Source organism: Rhodococcus sp. USK10 (assembly GCF_019378875.1).
GTDB lineage: Bacteria > Actinomycetota > Actinomycetes > Mycobacteriales > Mycobacteriaceae > Rhodococcus_F > Rhodococcus_F pseudokoreensis.
Map to the genome: position 1 here is coordinate 186,211 of NZ_CP076048.1, position 16,096 is coordinate 202,306.

The 16,096-nt window shown below is 67.0% G+C and carries 15 protein-coding genes and 1 pseudogene; 7 read left to right on the forward strand and 9 right to left on the reverse strand.

Annotation, left to right across the window (positions count from 1 at the left end):
• Window positions 1–27 precede the first annotated feature (27 nt).
• Complete coding sequence (locus I1A62_RS07620) at window positions 28–597, forward strand: DUF664 domain-containing protein (RefSeq protein WP_219458395.1); 570 nt, start codon at window positions 28–30, stop codon at window positions 595–597.
• Window positions 598–605: 8 nt separating this feature from the next.
• On the opposite strand, the gene I1A62_RS07625 is transcribed toward I1A62_RS07620, so the two are convergent.
• From I1A62_RS07625 to I1A62_RS07645, 5 genes are all read right to left on the reverse strand, one after another.
• A complete protein-coding gene (locus I1A62_RS07625) occupies window positions 606–743 on the reverse strand; it encodes a hypothetical protein (RefSeq protein WP_219458396.1) in 138 nt (45 codons plus the stop codon).
• A gap of 59 nt (window positions 744–802) precedes the next feature.
• Entirely contained in the window at window positions 803–1,267 is a 465-nt protein-coding gene (locus I1A62_RS46195; protein WP_257890719.1) for a hypothetical protein, read from the reverse strand.
• Window positions 1,268–1,271: 4 nt separating this feature from the next.
• Window positions 1,272–2,120 carry a hypothetical protein gene (locus I1A62_RS07635; RefSeq protein WP_219458397.1) on the reverse strand — a complete coding sequence of 283 codons (849 nt, stop codon included), beginning with the start codon at window positions 2,118–2,120 and terminating at the stop codon, window positions 1,272–1,274.
• Between the two features lie 529 nt (window positions 2,121–2,649).
• Entirely contained in the window at window positions 2,650–3,582 is a 933-nt protein-coding gene (locus I1A62_RS07640; RefSeq protein WP_374710741.1) for an arabinofuranosidase, read from the reverse strand.
• 139 nt (window positions 3,583–3,721) lie between these two features.
• Window positions 3,722–4,885: a sensor histidine kinase gene (locus tag I1A62_RS07645; protein WP_124393839.1), complete on the reverse strand. Its 1,164-nt coding sequence runs from the start codon at window positions 4,883–4,885 to the stop codon at window positions 3,722–3,724.
• 46 nt (window positions 4,886–4,931) lie between these two features.
• On the opposite strand from I1A62_RS07645, the gene I1A62_RS07650 reads away from it, so the two are divergent.
• The 5 genes and pseudogenes from I1A62_RS07650 to I1A62_RS07670 form a co-directional block, all read left to right on the forward strand.
• Window positions 4,932–5,699: a TSUP family transporter gene (locus I1A62_RS07650; RefSeq protein WP_206011395.1), complete on the forward strand. Its 768-nt coding sequence runs from the start codon at window positions 4,932–4,934 to the stop codon at window positions 5,697–5,699.
• A 22-nt stretch (window positions 5,700–5,721) separates the two neighbouring features.
• Window positions 5,722–7,242, forward strand: coding sequence for a TldD/PmbA family protein (locus I1A62_RS07655; protein WP_219458398.1), 1,521 nt, complete (start codon window positions 5,722–5,724; stop codon window positions 7,240–7,242).
• Complete coding sequence (locus I1A62_RS07660) at window positions 7,239–8,600, forward strand: metallopeptidase TldD-related protein (protein WP_219458399.1); 1,362 nt, start codon at window positions 7,239–7,241, stop codon at window positions 8,598–8,600. The genes I1A62_RS07655 and I1A62_RS07660 overlap by 4 nt, the downstream gene beginning before the upstream one ends.
• A 219-nt stretch (window positions 8,601–8,819) precedes the next feature.
• Complete coding sequence (locus I1A62_RS07665) at window positions 8,820–9,026, forward strand: hypothetical protein (RefSeq protein ID WP_206011392.1); 207 nt, start codon at window positions 8,820–8,822, stop codon at window positions 9,024–9,026.
• Window positions 9,023–9,211, forward strand: a pseudogene (locus I1A62_RS07670) (ANTAR domain-containing protein); the annotation flags it as partial. The gene I1A62_RS07665 and the pseudogene I1A62_RS07670, both read left to right, overlap by 4 nt.
• Window positions 9,212–9,231: 20 nt before the next feature.
• On the opposite strand, the gene I1A62_RS07675 reads toward I1A62_RS07670, so the two are convergent.
• Window positions 9,232–10,527 (reverse strand): DUF418 domain-containing protein, encoded by a 1,296-nt coding sequence (locus I1A62_RS07675; RefSeq protein WP_219458400.1) that lies wholly within the window; start codon window positions 10,525–10,527, stop codon window positions 9,232–9,234.
• A gap of 80 nt (window positions 10,528–10,607) precedes the next feature.
• On the opposite strand from I1A62_RS07675, the gene I1A62_RS07680 reads away from it, so the two are divergent.
• Window positions 10,608–11,192 (forward strand): TetR/AcrR family transcriptional regulator, encoded by a 585-nt coding sequence (locus I1A62_RS07680; protein ID WP_072950547.1) that lies wholly within the window; start codon window positions 10,608–10,610, stop codon window positions 11,190–11,192.
• A gap of 22 nt (window positions 11,193–11,214) precedes the next feature.
• Here the strand turns inward: I1A62_RS07680 and I1A62_RS07685 are convergent, their stop codons facing one another.
• The 3 genes from I1A62_RS07685 to I1A62_RS07695 form a co-directional block, all read right to left on the reverse strand.
• Window positions 11,215–11,652, reverse strand: a complete 438-nt coding sequence (locus I1A62_RS07685; protein ID WP_087557466.1) for a TIGR03618 family F420-dependent PPOX class oxidoreductase — start codon at window positions 11,650–11,652, stop codon at window positions 11,215–11,217.
• A 100-nt stretch (window positions 11,653–11,752) separates the two neighbouring features.
• Window positions 11,753–14,728 carry a UPF0182 family protein gene (locus tag I1A62_RS07690; RefSeq protein ID WP_219458401.1) on the reverse strand — a complete coding sequence of 992 codons (2,976 nt, stop codon included), beginning with the start codon at window positions 14,726–14,728 and terminating at the stop codon, window positions 11,753–11,755.
• 711 nt (window positions 14,729–15,439) lie between these two features.
• Window positions 15,440–16,084 carry a TetR/AcrR family transcriptional regulator gene (locus tag I1A62_RS07695; RefSeq protein ID WP_219458402.1) on the reverse strand — a complete coding sequence of 215 codons (645 nt, stop codon included), beginning with the start codon at window positions 16,082–16,084 and terminating at the stop codon, window positions 15,440–15,442.
• Between the last annotated feature and the right edge of the window lie 12 nt (window positions 16,085–16,096).

Here is a 16,096-nt window from a genome sequence, read left to right on the forward strand (position 1 = left end):
CATGCAGAGTAGCGCCCCGCTGCCTCGGTGTCGGTGGACGATCTATTGCTCGAGCATGCCGCAGTCACCGAACGGATCTGGTTTCAGCACGTCTTGGCAGTCCTGCCCGAGAGTGAATGTGACGGCGGCACGACGCCGGGCGACGCTGGTCTCATCGTCGACGACAGCGAGACCTTGGACGACGTGATCGCCGAATTCGAGCGCGCCGGCGAGCGTTCCCGCGTGATCGCCGCCGAATTCGACCTCGACGACACCAGGACGCACCGTCGCCTCGGCGACGTCAACCTGCGGTTTATCTACCTGCTCGCGATCGAGCACTTCGCGCGTCACGCCGGCCACGGCGACATCCTCAACGAACAGATCAGCCATCCGTCCCGCCCACCGCTGACGCGTCAGAACAGCCGTAGTGTCGATGTCGCTGGCGCCTCCTTGCAGAGAATTCAGGCTTTGCCTTCGAATGACCACGTGAGTGCATCGTCCAGCGAGTTGAACTCAGCAGACATCTCGTGCGACGCATTGAATCAACCTGCTCTGCAAGTTAATTGGAATATCGGCTTGGTGCCACGGTGCATCGAACTGCGCCCGAGCCGCGAGTGAGAGTCGAGCTATGGGAGCCGGGCGCTGCCCGCACCCACGTATTTCAGGTGGTGGACCTCGTCGAGGACCTTGATCACCTCGTCGAAGGTGCCCGGGTCGGTCAGCACGTCGTTGGATTCGGCGATGGTGAGTGCGGTCGAGTCCAAAAGTCCACGGTCAAGGAGCATCAGGGCGAGTTCGGCGGGGTTGTTGCGGCAACGGTAGATCACCCGTCGGTGTTCGGGTCAGTGTCGAGGATCTGGTGACAGGTGGTTCGGGACCAGGCGTACGCGGAGCGGTCGCAACCGACCAAGGTCCCTGACAGGTTCAGGGACCGGAGGTCACCATCCAGCAGGGAGGCCACGGTGACGTCGCGGCCCAGGACCATCTTGGTGTGCGTCTTGTCCGCGAGCCGCTTCCGGCGCACGATCCCCGACCGCGGGATGGGGATGTCGCGGAGGATGCCTTCCGCGACCGCTCCGGAGAGGGACAGCGCCACATACAGGTATCCGCCGTGGGAGTCGTCGATCGGCTCGAACCGCCCTTGCAGCGAGTCACCGAGTGCGCGGATGCCGCTCCTGTTGAACGAGTTCGGTGGGTACGGAGATCCGGTCCCCGAAATTCGGTGCAGTGCGGTGCCCGCGCGGATCACCCGGGTCTGCGGGGGCCGGCCGTTGTAGCGCTCACTCACCCGGTCAATCCATGCCCATCTGCTCGGCAGCCACCATCAGCTGCACCTCGGCCTCTGTCAGCGTCTGCGCGATCAGGCGGTCCACCGGCCGCTGGTCGTCGATCAGTGGGTTCTCGGTGAACCACCAGTCCAGGGTTCCCCACGGGTCGAGGTCGCTCTCCATGAGCCGGTTGGCAGATTCGGCGACGGGGCGGATTTGTTTGCGCTCGCGGTCGAATTGGAACAGCGGGTATCGGTACTGGTTGCCGACCTTCAACCCGAGGAGTTGATGAGCCTTCCGCTTGGCGTTGGCCAGTGCCCGATTCACATTCCCCGACGGTGAGAGGATCTCGGAGACTTCCATCGAGGAAATCGTCTCGGAGGACAGGGAGAGCGGGGACTCGTAGGTGAGGTTGCCCGTCGCGGTTTCCAGTTCGACCGCACCGCCTCCGGTCGAGCCCGGATCGGCGAGACGACGTGCGGAACGCGATGCCCGGGCACCACCGGCGCCCTCGGCGAGGACGGCACGGGTGGCACGGGTGGCACGTGGCAGCCGCCGCAGCTGTATGGTGACCACATCGGTATCGCTGGCGTCGAACAACGCCCGCATCACCACCCCACTGGCGTCGGAGAGATCCGCGGCGTCCAGTGCGGCACGGAAGGCGTCGGTGAGCCAGGGCAGCGCCAGCCCCGTCGCACGAAGATCGAATCGGAACTCGAAGTCGACCTCGATACCGCCGGGCGGACGACGCGACGCACTCTCGAACGAAGACACCACGCTCGTGATCTCCCGCTGCCATTCCAGTGGGCTCTTGGGGAGGTCCCCCACCAGTGCGCCGACCGCCCGGCCACCAGCGATCCGCGGCTCCGCCATGACACGGCTCCCACCACGCACTGCCGGTGACGGGCCGGGCAGGGAACGACCAGCGGCGACACCGGTACGGCCAGGCCAGCGGCCCGCAGCCTTCGACACGAACCGTCCGGAACCCGCGCTCCGATTCACAATCCGATCGCGCTTGTGACCTGCGTTGACGCTGTCGTCCCTCATGATTTGCTCCAACCCGCCAACTACGTTTTTTACGATACAGACAAGTGTAAGTATCGTAAGGTCCGATGTCCAGAGGCCTGCGACTCGAATTGCCCAGCACCCTGCTGCGCAACTGGCGTGCACCGATCTGCTGGTCGCGCTCACGAACACAACAGGTCATTCACTTACCTAGCATCGAACGTGACGTTCCACCGGTCACGCTTGCCGAAATTCATTGTGGGACAACGTGATAACGCTCTCGGACCCGCCAGACAAGGTAGGTGCTCGCCATCTTCTCGATGACCGGTGACCGATCGGCAACGTGCACAGATCCGGATTTCTAATTGCAGACGGCGGAACCGTTACCGAGTCGTCGTCATGCCGGCTCTGTCATCACGCCGAAGTGGCGCGCTGTCCCGGACAGCCCCGGAAGCTCTTGAACGGGCGACCAGGTGCGCAACCCATCCGTGCTGTCGGAGTAGAGATACTTTCCTTCGGTGTAGGCGTCGAGATAGATCCGCCAGGCGTTGTTCGGCAATTGAACCAGGGCGGGGCCCTCCACCAGCGAGCCCCAATTTCCGGGCGGAACGAATGAATAGGGTCCCGTCGCCGACGTCGCGACCGCATGCTCGACGACCTTCTTCGTCTCGTTCTTGGTAAACGCGTGATAGGTCGATCCCACCTTGACCACGGTGGTGTCGATGTGGTCCGCGCCGATCCCGGCGAGCGGAACGGGCGGGCTCCACAACCTGAGCGTTGGTTCCAGCGCCGTCATCAGATACGGCACGAATCCTCCACCGGTCGACAGCGACAGGATGACGTTGACGCGGTCGCCGTCCACGAACCATTCGGGCGCCCAGGCTTTGGTGACGAATGGCGACAGCGACGGGCCGTCCTTGAACCCAGCCGACCCCGAGAAGCCCGGCGGGCTCGCAGAACCTGTGCCATCCCCCGTGCCTGGCATGAGTGCGCAGCAAAACGGGACCGGATAGTTCCCCAGGGGTGTCCAGTTGATGCGGTCACTACTGCGCGCGAAGCCGATATTCGCCCCACCGCCCGTTGTATAGGTGACGTAATACAACCCGTCTGTGTTCCGGAAGATGCTCGGGTCACGCACAAGCCCTGACGGGGGCCGAAACGCCGACAGTCCGACGGGTTGGAACTCCGTGCCGTCCCCCGACTCGTACACATCCATGTCGCGGTCGCTGACGTTGCTGAACGCCACCATCGTGTATCGCCAGGCGGGCGGGGCGGCGGCGCTGCTCCCCGGGGTCGCGAACAGCAGTCCCGCGACAGCGAGCAGCACCATCGATATGGCCGGGAAGCAGGTCCGTTTGGTCACCATCACCGGTGCAGTATCCATGACAGCAGGTGCACCATGCGTAACTTTGGCCGCAGGCGCTACTAGGTCTTGAAACACGGCCGTACGCAGTTGGGGACCGGGCCGCTCAGTCCTCCAACTCGAGCGGCAGCTCCGCGGTGACGCGCCAACTCCCGTCGGTCTGCCGACCCGCCTCGAGCGTGCCGTGCAGGACGGCGACCCGCTCCCGCATCCCGAGTAGTCCGTTGCCCGAGCCGAGCGAGAACTGCCCGGACGAGTTGCCGTTGTCGGTGATCTCGACGAGAACGTCCGTCTCGCGGCGCCGCACCCGCACCTTGGCGCGGGGGCGTTCTCCGGCGTGTCGGAGGACGTTGGTCAGCGATTCCTGAACGAGCCGATGGACGCCGAGGCTGACCGCCGGGCTGATGTCGTCCAACTCCCCCGTCAGCTCCAGTTCCACGGGCAGGCCGGCGCTGCGCATCATGTCGACCACCCGGGCGAGACCGGCCGTGCCGTGCTGGGGCATGTCGTCGGTCGCCGGTTCGGTGCGGAGCAGCGACACGGTGCGCCGCAGTTCCGCCAGCGCCTCCCGCCCGGTGCTCGCGATGTTGGTCAGTGCCTGCTTCGCGATGTCGGGGTTGCTCTTCAGGGCGTAGGACGCACCGTCGGCCTGCACGATCATGACGCTCACCGCGTGGGCGACCACGTCGTGCAGTTCGCGGGCGATCCGGGTCCGCTCGGCCGCCACCGCGTCCTCCGCGCGGCGATCCCGGTCGTAGTCCGCGACGACGAGGCGGGCCGCGACCTCCTCGTCGTAGGCGCGGCGGGCGCCGAGGAATTCCGCGGTGATCCAGGAGAGCGCGAAGACGAGCACCGAAAACAATCCGGCCGCCAGCAATTCCTGCTCCAGCAACCAGATCGACAGGACGGAATCGACGACCAGACCCACCGCGTACACCGCAGCGGTGCGGCGGTCGACGTACGCGACGAGCGTGTAGAGGGAGACGGCGAGCGCCAGCAGGCCGGGGTGCTCGGCGTCGAGGTCGCCGATGGAATAACTGATGAAGGTGATCGTGATCGACATCACCAGCACGGCCCCAGCCGCCGCCCGCGGATACCTGCGGCGCCACGCGATCGGCAGGCAGAGCAGGAAACCCATGACCAGCTGCACCCAGGGCGAACGGTCGCCCGACGCGGTGAACACGAACACCTCGAGGGTGAACAGGATCGCCGCCAACATCGAGTCCGCAACCGTCGGCTTGCCCCGCAGCCACAGACTGAACCTCCTCATGTGCACAGCGTAAGTACCTCGTGGCGGGTGTGGTTGAGTCGGCACCATGAATGTGGGTGACTGGGCGCTTCTTCTCACCGCCGCGACGGCCGCCGGCTGGGTGGACGCCGTCGTCGGCGGTGGCGGGCTGATCCTCATTCCCGCTCTGTTTCTCGTCGCACCGCAACTGACGCCGCAGGCGGCGCTGGCCACCAACAAGCTCACCGCGTTCACCGGCACGTCCGCGGCCGTCGTCACGTTCGCGCGCCGCATCCCCATGAACTGGCGGCTGCTGGTTCCCGCAGGTGTTCTCGCGGCGGTGACGTCCGCGCTCGGCGCCGCGACGGTGTCGCGCATCGACAAGGACGTCTTCATCCCGCTCATCATGGCGGTGCTCGTCGGGGTCGCCGTGTTCGTGACCATCCGTCCGCAACTCGGGACCACGCTGGCGAAGGATCCGCCGACCCGGCGGAAGGTCGTCGCTGTCGTCCTGCTCTCCGCAGGGCTCCTCGGTTTCTACGACGGCCTCTTCGGGCCGGGCACCGGGACGTTTCTCATCATCAGTTTCGCCACGTTCCTCGGCACGGAATTCGTGCGCAGCGCCGCGATGGCGAAGGTGATCAATCTCGGATCGAATCTCGGTGCGCTGGTGTTCTTCGCCGCCACCGGCCACGTGCTGTGGGCGCTCGGCCTGAGCATGGCGGTCTGCAACGTGATCGGCGCGATCACCGGTTCGCGGATGGCGCTGAGCAAGGGTGCCGGTTTCGTCCGGATCACGCTGCTGGTCGTGGTGATCGCGATGGTGATCCGGTTGGGTTGGCAGCAATTCGGCTGATCGACCGACTACGGTGGTCGAGGTGACGGCTCCTCGACAGGTTGATCCGGAATTCCTTGCCCTTCCGCTGCGTTCGCTGGCGGACGCGGCGCTCGCCGCCGCCCGTGCGGCGGGTGCGTCGCACGCCGACCTGCGGGTCCATCGACTGACCAGCCAGTCGCTGCGGCTGCGCGACGGCGAAGTGCAATCGGCGGTGGACACGGACGAACTCGGCTTCGCGGTGCGGGTCGTCGTCGACGGCACGTGGGGTTTCGCCTCGCACGCCGAGTTGACGCCCGCGACCGCCGCCGCGACCACGGAACAGGCCGTCGCCGTCGCCCGGGCATTGCGCGGGCTGAACCGGGAAACCGTCGAACTCGCGGACGAACCGGTGTATCCGAACGTGCACTGGGTGTCCGACTACGAGGTCGATCCGTTCGAAATCCCCGCGTCGGAGAAGATCTCGCTGCTGGGCGAATACTCCCGCCGACTGCTCGCGTCCGACGGCGTCGACCACGTCACCGCGGGATGCCTGCAGGTGAAGGAGCAGACGTTCTACGCCGATCTCGCCGGGTCCTCCATCGTGCAGCAACGGGTGCGGTTGCATCCGCAACTCGAAGCGACCACCGTCGACCAGTCGGCCGGCGTGTTCGAGACGATGCGCACCCTCGCTCCCCCCGTCGGCCGCGGATGGGAATACGTCGCCGGAGACGGGGTGTGGAACTGGACCGACGAACTCGCCCGCATCCCGGACCTGCTCGCCGAGAAGGTGAAGGCCCCCAGCGTGGTGGCCGGCCCCACCGATCTGGTGATCGACCCGACCAACCTGTGGTTGACGATCCACGAGTCCATCGGGCACGCCACCGAGTACGACCGCGCGATCGGCTACGAGGCCGCCTACGCCGGCACCTCGTTCGCCACGCCCGACAAGCTCGGCACGCTGCGCTACGGGACACCGATCATGCATGTGACCGCCGACCGGACCGAGCGGCACGGCCTCGCCACGGTCGGGTACGACGACGACGGCGTCGAGACGCAGTCGTGGGACCTGGTCGCCGACGGGATTCTCGTCGGCTATCAACTCGACCGGGCGTTCGCGCCCCGGCTCGGGCTGGAGCGGTCGAACGGCTGCTCGTACGCCGACTCGCCGCACCACGTCCCGATCCAGCGGATGGCGAACGTGTCGTTGCAGCCCGATCCCAACACCGATCGCAGCACCGAGGACCTGATCTCCGGCGTGGAGGACGGCATCTACGTGGTGGGCGACAAGTCCTGGTCGATCGACATGCAGCGCTACAACTTCCAGTTCACCGGACAGCGGTTCTATCGCATCCGCGGCGGCAAGCTCGACGGGCAACTCCGCGACGTCGCCTACCAGGCGACCACCACCGACTTCTGGGGTTCGATGGACGCCGTCGGCGGCCGGTCCACATGGCAGCTCGGAGGCGCCTTCAACTGCGGCAAGGCACAGCCCGGTCAGGTCGCAGCCGTCAGCCACGGCTGCCCGTCGGCGCTGTTCCGCGGCGTCAACGTACTGAACACCCGGACGGAAGGCGGTCGATGATCGCACCGCAGCAACTCGTCGAGCAGGTCCTCGCCCGGGCCACCGTGGACGAAACCATCGTGATCGTCACCGATGCCAGCGAGGCGTCGCTGCGGTGGGCGGGCAACTCGATGACCACCAACGGCGTGTCCACCTCGCGCAGTTGGACGGTCATCTCCATCGTCCGGTCCGGGCAGGACGCCAGGGTCGGGATCGTCACCTCCGCGTCCGTCGACGTCGCCGACATCGACGGAGTGGTCCGATCGGCCGAAATCTCAGCCCGCGCAGCCACACCCGCGTCCGACGGAATGCCCCTGCTCACCGGAACCGGCACCGACGAGCGCTGGGAGGATTCGGCGCAGCGCACCGAGATCGGCGCGTTCGAACAACTCGCCCAGGATCTGAGCATGGGCTTCGACGGCGCCGATCAGCTTTACGGTTTCGCCCACCATCAGCTGCACACCACCTGGCTGGGCACGTCGACGGGGATCCGCCGCCGATTCGTCCAGCCGACCGGGTCGGTCGAGATCAACGGCAAACGCGGCGACGCCAGCGCCTGGGTGGGCACCAGCACCAAGGACTTCACCGATGTGGCCGGCGTGAAGTTGCTCGAGGACCTGTCGACGCGCCTGGATTGGGCCGGCAACCGGGTGGAGTTGCCCGCGGGCCGGTACGAGACGATCCTGCCGCCGTCCGCGGTCGCGGACCTCATGATCTACCTCATGTGGACCATGGAGGGCAGGGCCGCCGAAGAGGGCCATTCCGCCCTGTCAGCGCCCGGGGGCACCCGCATCGGGGAAAAGCTCAGTGCACTCCCCCTCACCCTCTATTCCGATCCGGCCGCGCTCGGCCTGGAATATGCGCCGTTCGTGATCGCCGGGTCGTCGTCCGAATCGGTGTCCGTCTTCGACAACGGGATGGACGCGGGCCGGGTGGACTGGATCCGCGACGGCACCGTCGGCGCGCTCGCGTACCCGCGGTCGGCGGCGAAGGAGTTCGGCGCCGAGGCGACCGTGCCCGGCGACAACCTGATCCTCGACGCCGGCGGTTCGGTGTCGCTCGACCAGATGGTGGCCGAGACCGAACGCGGACTGCTGCTGACCACCCTCTGGTACATCCGGGAGGTCGACCCCGCCACGCTGCTGCTCACGGGATTGACGCGGGACGGCGTCTACCTCGTCGAGAACGGAAAGGTCACGGGCGCCGTGAACAACTTCCGATTCAACGAGAGCCCCCTCGACCTGCTGCGGAGGGTCACGCAGGCCGGCGCCACCGAGCGGACCCTGCCCCGCGAATGGAAGGACTGGTTCACCCGGACCGCGATGCCGTCGGTGCGGGTGCCGGACTTCCACATGTCTTCGGTCAGCAAGGCGCTCTGAGGGCGCAATTTCTATTCGGACGCTCGTCTAGGTGACAGGCCGTGAGCTTTCCGTTATAAATGCTGCAGACATCACGCATATGAGATTTCTCACTCCAGAGACGTTTCGCCGCGGATGTCATATTCAGGTCTCCAGAGAACGGGACCGAAACTCACCGCATCGCCGCGTGGTCGGCGCGTGCCGCGAGTCCGTCCCTTGCACGTCTGAACAGGAGGTTTCATGCACTCCGATACCCGCATCCGCGAAGCACTCCACGGCCACACCAAGGTCACGAGACGGTTCGCGCTCGCCGACGTGGCACTGACGACGTTCGTCTGCCTCGTCTGCGCCACCGGCATAGGCATCATCACCGGTTCAGTTCTCGCCGCCGCGACGGGGGGACTGATCGTCGTCCTCGCCACGGCGCTGATGGTGGCGGCGGTATGACCGCGCCGAGCATTCAGCGAAGTACCCCAATCCAGGAGATCACCGTGTCGAACGACGTCCTCGAGGCCGCACCGCCTGCACATTCGCTTCCGCACCGCCACCCGGACGGACGCGAGGTTCTCGCCACCGCGAAGGGAATCCTCATCGCCACCCGCGGATACGGCGACGCCGAGGCGTTCGAGGAATTGCTCGACGTCTCCCGCCATCACCACGTCAGCGTGTTGCGGGCCGCAAAATCGCTGGTGGAATTGGCGACTCGGCGACAGCCGTGCCCGTCCGTGACCACGCCGGCACCGGCGTACGCACTCGAGTTCACGGAATGGACGACGCTGCTGGCGCGATGACGTCCTCCCCAGTCCGCCCGGGTGACACGCTGGTAGCCCCGATGCGTGAGCCATTCGAGCGGCCCACGATCGAATCGCCGCAACCACAGGTGTGACACGACGATCAGGGTCATCGAGACCGCACCGAACAGTGCGAGCGTCACCGGAACCACGGTGGTGCCGTCCAATCGGGCCGCGAGTTCGAATCCCCAGCCGTAGCAGACGATCGAGCACAGAATATTCTGCAGCACATAGCAACTGAGCGCGGTGCGGCCGACGCCCGAGAGTGCCTGGCCGGGCGCGCCGGGTGCGCGACCGTCGGCGTAGCGGTGCGCGATCGCCGCGAGTAACCCCAACGCCACGATCGGCGCGGTCCCGTACCTGCCGAGGATCAGACCCGCGTCGCCACCGAACAGTCCGAGCGCGAGGTCGAGCGGAAGGGCGATCGCCAGGCCGGCGATCATGAGGCCGCGCCGCAGCGCGCCACGGTCCGGGTCGAGGACGCGCGCACCGTAGAGGTGCGCGCCGACGAGGAACAACGCGATCGACAGCGGCAGGATGAACAGCACCTCGAGCCGGAACAGCAACAGATTGTCGGCGCGGAAGACGACGAGGTCCCAGAAACTGCCGTCCGCATAGGGATTCGGCGACAGCGACTGCGGATCCCGCGCGGGCGCCGAGGACAGGGCCGCGACGACGAGGGCGAGCATCGCCGCGTGGACGGCCACCGCGCACACTATCCACGTTCGCTGCGCGCGGATGCCCGTGGTCAGAATGAAGGCGACGATCAGTCCGGTGAGGGCATACCCGGTCAGGACGTCGAATTCGGTGAACAGCAGGAAGTGCAGTGCTCCGTCGAGCATCAGCAGCGCTGCGCGCCACGGGTATTCGCTCGGCCACCGTTGACCGCGCCGCTGGGCGGACCGCTGCTGGATGACCAGTCCGATGCCGAACATGACGGTGAGCAGGCCGAGGAACTTGCCCTGCGCGAATTGCTGCAGCACCGCCTGCACCGGAGCCCATCCGCCGGTGGCCTTTCCGGTGCCGTTGATGTATCCGACGAGTCCCTCGACGTTGGTGAAGATCCAGATGTTGGTGGCGAGCGTGCCCAGGATCGCCGCGCCGCGCATGACGTCGAGCGCAGCGTAGCGGTGGGAACTCGATGGTTGCGATGTCATCCGTTCAGCCCCTCCAGTACTTGTTAGTACGGTCGTGCCAACAAATTCTGATGCTAACACGACCGTGCTAACATGACCGGGTGCCGAAGCTCATCGACCACGACCGACGGCAGCAGGACATCGCCGAGGCTCTGTGGCGGGTGATCCAACGCGACGGCATCGGCGCCGTGTCCGTCCGCGACGTGGCCGCCGAGGCCGGCATATCCAGCGGATCGCTGCGGCACGTGTTCGCCAGCAAGGCCGAACTTCTCGCCTATTCGATGCGTCTGGTAGCCACGCGGGTCCGCGAACGGGCACAGGCCCACACCTCGATCGCCGACCCGTGGCAGCGTGCCCTCGCCGTGTTGGACGAGGTGCTCCCCCTCGACGATCGCCGGCGCTGCGAGATGGAAGTGAATCTGGCACTCGTCGCCGAGAGCCCCGCCCATCCCCTGCTGAAGGACATCGCCCTCGGCGCCCAGCGACAACTACGGGATGCGTGCGCCGCGATCCTGACCGGTCTCGCACGGCACGGTCTCGTCGCGCCGGACATCGACGTCGACGCCGAGGCGATGCGCCTGCACGCACTCGTCGACGGCGCCGCGATGCACGTCCTGCTCGGCGACACCGACACCCCCGACTCGGCGCACCGCATGATCGACGAGCACCTCCGTACCCTCGCCTGAGAGGTTCGTGCCTCGCGGGTTGTCAGTTGCTGTAGACCCGATCGACCCGGACGAATACGACCGCCCGGCCCTGCTCGGCCATCACCCGGTCGTATTCGTCCCAGTCCTCGTGCGTGCCTCCGGCAGCGACGAATACCTCCCGACGCAGAAGCCGCAATCTCTCGTCGTCGAGCCACGGCTGGGGGTCGTCGGGACCGGCTATCTCGGCGGTTCCCTCGACGGTCGCCCACTGCCACCCATCGCGGAAGGTGGTGGCGACCTGAGGGCGAGACCTCAGGTTGTTCAGCTTCACCCTTCCGTAGGTCACGAATCCCAGAACCGGTTCGCCTGTGGCCGGGTGCTCGAGCAAGCCGACATTGACCATCGAGGCCTGAATGGTTCCGTTCGCGCGCAGAGTGGCGACCACCGCCAGGCCGTTGTCATCCCGTGCCAGAGCAACAGCGTCCTCGAGAGTCGTCATCCCCCGAGACTACTGCGGTGCCGGCCCTGATCGATCGTCATTGCCTGCAGTTCGCATCTACGGCACAACGTCATTGCGTGGAACGCGCCGAGGAGACGGGTCAGTGCGGGGTTCCGCCCGCGGCCAGAAAGGTGTCGATGGCCTGTTGCAGGCGGTCCAGGGCCGCGCCGTAAGCGGTGAAGTCGCCGTTGCGTTGCGCCTCGCGCAGGTTGGCCAGGGCGTCGTTGAGTTCGAGGACCGCCGCGGTCAACTGGTCCGATGCCGCCGGTGGCAGGGCGGGCGGGGCGCCCGGTGGAGGCGGCGCCGGCGGTTGCCCATCGGTAGGTGGTGGTGTGGTGGCGTCGCCGCCGGGTGCGGTGGCGACGGCGCCGGTGCCGGTGCCGAAGACCTGGTCGAGGGCCTCGGCGAGGGTGGGGGCGTATCCGATCCGCACCCCGCCGGTGCCGGGTTCGCGGTAGCTGACCAGGACCCGGGCCAGCTGCGGGAACGTGGAACCGTTGGGCGTGCTGGTCAAGCGTTCGGTGAACACCGGTTCGACGTAGAGGATGCCGCCGTCGGCGATCGGCAGGGTCAGCAGGTTGGCGTAGTAGATCCGGTTGGACCGCTCGAGGAGGGTTCGCTCGGAGGCGACGCGGGTGTCGGAGATCATCGAGTTCTGGGTCTGCCGCGGGCCCTGGGTCTGGGTGTCCGTCGGCAACCGCAGAATGTCGATTCTGCCGTAGTTTTCGGGGTCGGAGTGCACCGAGAGGTAGGCGGAGAGGAATTCCCGGTTGAAGCCGACCATGGCGCTGGTGAGCCGGAAGGACGGGGCCGCGGTGCCGGAGTCGCCGACCAGGACGTAGTACGGCGGCTGCTCGCCACCGGTGTCGGCGGTCGGGTCGCTGGGCACCGACCAGAATGCATTGGTGGTGAAGAACTCCCGCGGATCGTCGACGTGGTACTTCGCCAGCAGGTCCCGCTGCAGGCGGAACAGATCCTCGGGGTAGCGGAAGTGCGCGCGCAGCTCGATCGGGATCGCCTTCGGCGGCTGCACCGTGCCCGGGAACACGCTCATCCACGCCCGCAGGACCGGGTCGTTCTCGTCGACCTGGTAGAGGGTGACGGTGCCGTCGTAGGCGTCGACGGTGGCCTTCACCGAGTTCCGCACGTAGGACACCTGCTCGAGGGGCAGGGTGCGGCCGGTGTCGGTGACCACCGGCTCGGCGAGTGCGCCAACCTGCGAGTACGGGTAGTGGGCGGCGGTGGTGTAGCCGTCGACGATCCACACGATCCGGCCGCCGACCACCGCCGGATACGGGTTGGTGTCGGTGGTCAGCCACGGGGCGACATGTTCGACCCGGGTGGCCGGGTCCCGGTTGAAGATGATCTTCGACCCCGGCCCGATGGCGCCGGAGAACAGGATGTTGCGTTCGGCGTACCGGGCGGCGAACGCCAGCCGGTTGACCCAGCTTCCCACCGGCACCCCACCGGTGCCGGTGTAGGTGTACTGGGCGGTGTCGGTGTCGTACTCGCGCGGCGGCGCACCCTCGGGTCCGCCGACTATGGCGTAGTCCGGGTCCGCCTGCGCGATCACCTCACCGAAATAGATGCGCGGTTGCTCCACCGGGATCACCTGGCCGCCGCCCGCCTGCGAGGCGATGTCGCTGACCGCGTAGATCGGGTACCCGCTGTCGCTGCTCGCGCTCTGACCGGCGGCGTCGCGGACGGCGGCGTTGACCCGGTTGGCGGGGGCGGCGACGAACCCGTTGCCGTGGGTGTACACGGTGTGCCGGTTGATCCACTGGGTCTGGTTGCCGCTGAGGCTGTTCGGGGAGAGCTCGCGTGCGGCGACGATGTAGTCGGCGAGTCGTCCGTCGATGGTGTAGCGGTCGATGTCGAGGTGCTCGGGGAAACCGTAGAAGTTCTTCAGCTGTTGCTGCTGGGTGAAAGTGCGCGAGAGCACGGTCGGGTCCAGCAGGCGAGCGTTGGCGATGGTGGTGACGTCGGCGGGAATGTCCCGGGGCGGCCGGGTGCCCACCCCGGGATAGTCGAGGTAGTCGACCCGGTCCGGGCCGATTCCGTAGGCCTGCCGGGTCGCGGCGATGTTCCGTTCGATGTAGGGACTCTCCCGGTCGGCGGCGTTCGGGCGGACCGAGAACTGCTCGATCAGCGCCGGATAGATTCCGCCGACCAGAATCGCCGAGAGCACCAGCAGCGCCGTGGCCATCGCCGGGATCCGCAGGTCCCGCACCGCGATCGCGGCGAAAAACGCCGCCGCGCACAGCACCGCGATCGCGACCATGATCAACCGGGCCGGCAGCACCGCGTTGATGTCGGTGTATCCGGCCCCGGTGAAGGTGGGCTCCTTCCGGCCGCTCCACAACAAGGAGTACCGGTCGAACCAGTAGGAGGCCCCCTTCAGCGCGATGAACGTGCCCGCAAGCACCGCGAGCTGGATGCGCGCCGGTCGGGACACCTCGATGAGGTGGTCCTTGCTCGGTGCCAGCCGGATGCCGCCGAACAGGTAGTGGGTGCCCAACCCGATCAGCAACGCCAGGAACACCGCCATGAACAGCCACGTCAGGATCAGCCGGTAGAACGGCAGGTCGAAGACGTAGAAACCGATGTCGTACCCGAACTCCGCGTCCACGGTGCCGAAGCCGCCGCCGTGCAAAAACAGTTGCACCGTCTCCCAACTCGACTGCGCGTGCAACCCGAACGGCAGCGCCAGCAACAGCGCGATTCCCACCGCGAACGCCCGCGGGCGCCGCTGCACCACCGTCCGGTACCGCTCGAGCGGATCCTTCGCCGCGTCCGCGGCAGCGGCCGCGAACAGTGGGCGGGATCGGTACGCCCACACCGTCGCCGCGAAGATCACCGCACCCACCAGCAGCGTCACCGCCGTGAACAGGATCAGCCGGGTGACCAGGACGGTCCCCCACACTCGGCGGTAGCCGACCTCACCGAACCACAGCCAATCGGTATACCCCACGACCAGACGCGGCCCGATCACCAGCACCGCAACGGCAGCCACCGTCACCACGATCGTGACCCGAGCCCGCCGCGGCAGCGCCCACATCCGGTCGGACGGTTGCATGGCCACCTCCCACGGGTCGGCTCACGAGCAGCCCCGCCGGACCACCCCGCCCGATGCAGCGAAGGCGTCCGTATCACCCCATTCTAGGCGGTGCCGGATCGGGCGCAGTGGACCCGCGAGTGGAACGAGTGCTGCCGGGTGGGGTGGCGTGGCGCGTCGCCGGTGCCTCCGCGGCAAGGTGCCCAAGGAGCTCGTCCGCAAACTCCTCGAGGGCCTGTCGACGACCGCATCGCGACACGACATGACGGACCGCTTTCACAATCTGGAACGAACGATCTGGAACGACCACGAACGCCGCTGCCACCTGAAGGATGAACGCGGGAAGTCTATTCACACCCACCGATCCGGGCAACGACATCGCAGCCCGAATCATCAAGACACACAATTAACTTGACGATGACCCCGTCGGTGACAGGCCGAGCCGATGCTGTGATGAACACCGATCGCAGCATGTCAGCGCACCCCGCTTGAGTCGTGGCGTACGGGGTACCCAGCCGGCACGGGGACATCCGCCCGCAACCGCTGTGCCCCTGACGAGGAGGTGCGCACAATGATCAACTTGTACTACCTACTGACCGTGGCGCTCTACATCATTTCGGCGATCTGGCAGGGCAATCTCGGACACTGGTGACCGAGATACCGGGGCAGGCCGGGCATTGATCTCGTCTGCCCCCGTCTGCGGGTGCCCGACACAGGAGTACATGCCGTCGGTCAGCCATCGTCCAGTGCCTTCGAGGTGACGACCTGGACCAGGTCGTCGAGAGCGGCGAGCGCGGCGTCGCCGTCGCGGTCGACGAGCCACCGCAGCACCAGCCCGTCGAGCGCCGCCAACGCGAAGCGCGCGACCTGCTCGACGGGCGTGCCCCAGGCGACACCGGCCCGGTGAGCGCACAGATCGAGGAACGCGATAGCTTCGGCATCCATGGTGCGGTACTGGTGGCTCGCGACCGCCCCGGCGGAGTCGTGGCCGGCGCCGCGGCGCCGCAGGGCCCTCGCGGTGATCTCGTAGGTCAGCAACTGGTGGTCGGGGGTGGCCTCGATGACCGGCCACAGGCCGCCGATCCCGGCAGAGAGGAGTTCCCGAAGACCGGGAATGCCCGGCAGTTCGGCGGCCCCCGTCAGCCGGCCGAATGCCGCCCGCATCGACTCGCTGACCTGCAGGATCAGGTTCTCCCCCATCTCGATCAGGAGTTCTTCCTTGTCCTCGAAGTGGTAGTGCGCCACCCCGAGCGACACACCGGCCGCGTCGGCCAGGCGGCGGATGGTCAGCGCGGCGACACCCTGGTGAGCGGCGATCGCCAGCCCCGCCTCGATGAGCTGTCCGCGGCGAACATCTGCGGGAAGCGTCTGCGACATCACCAGATCGTA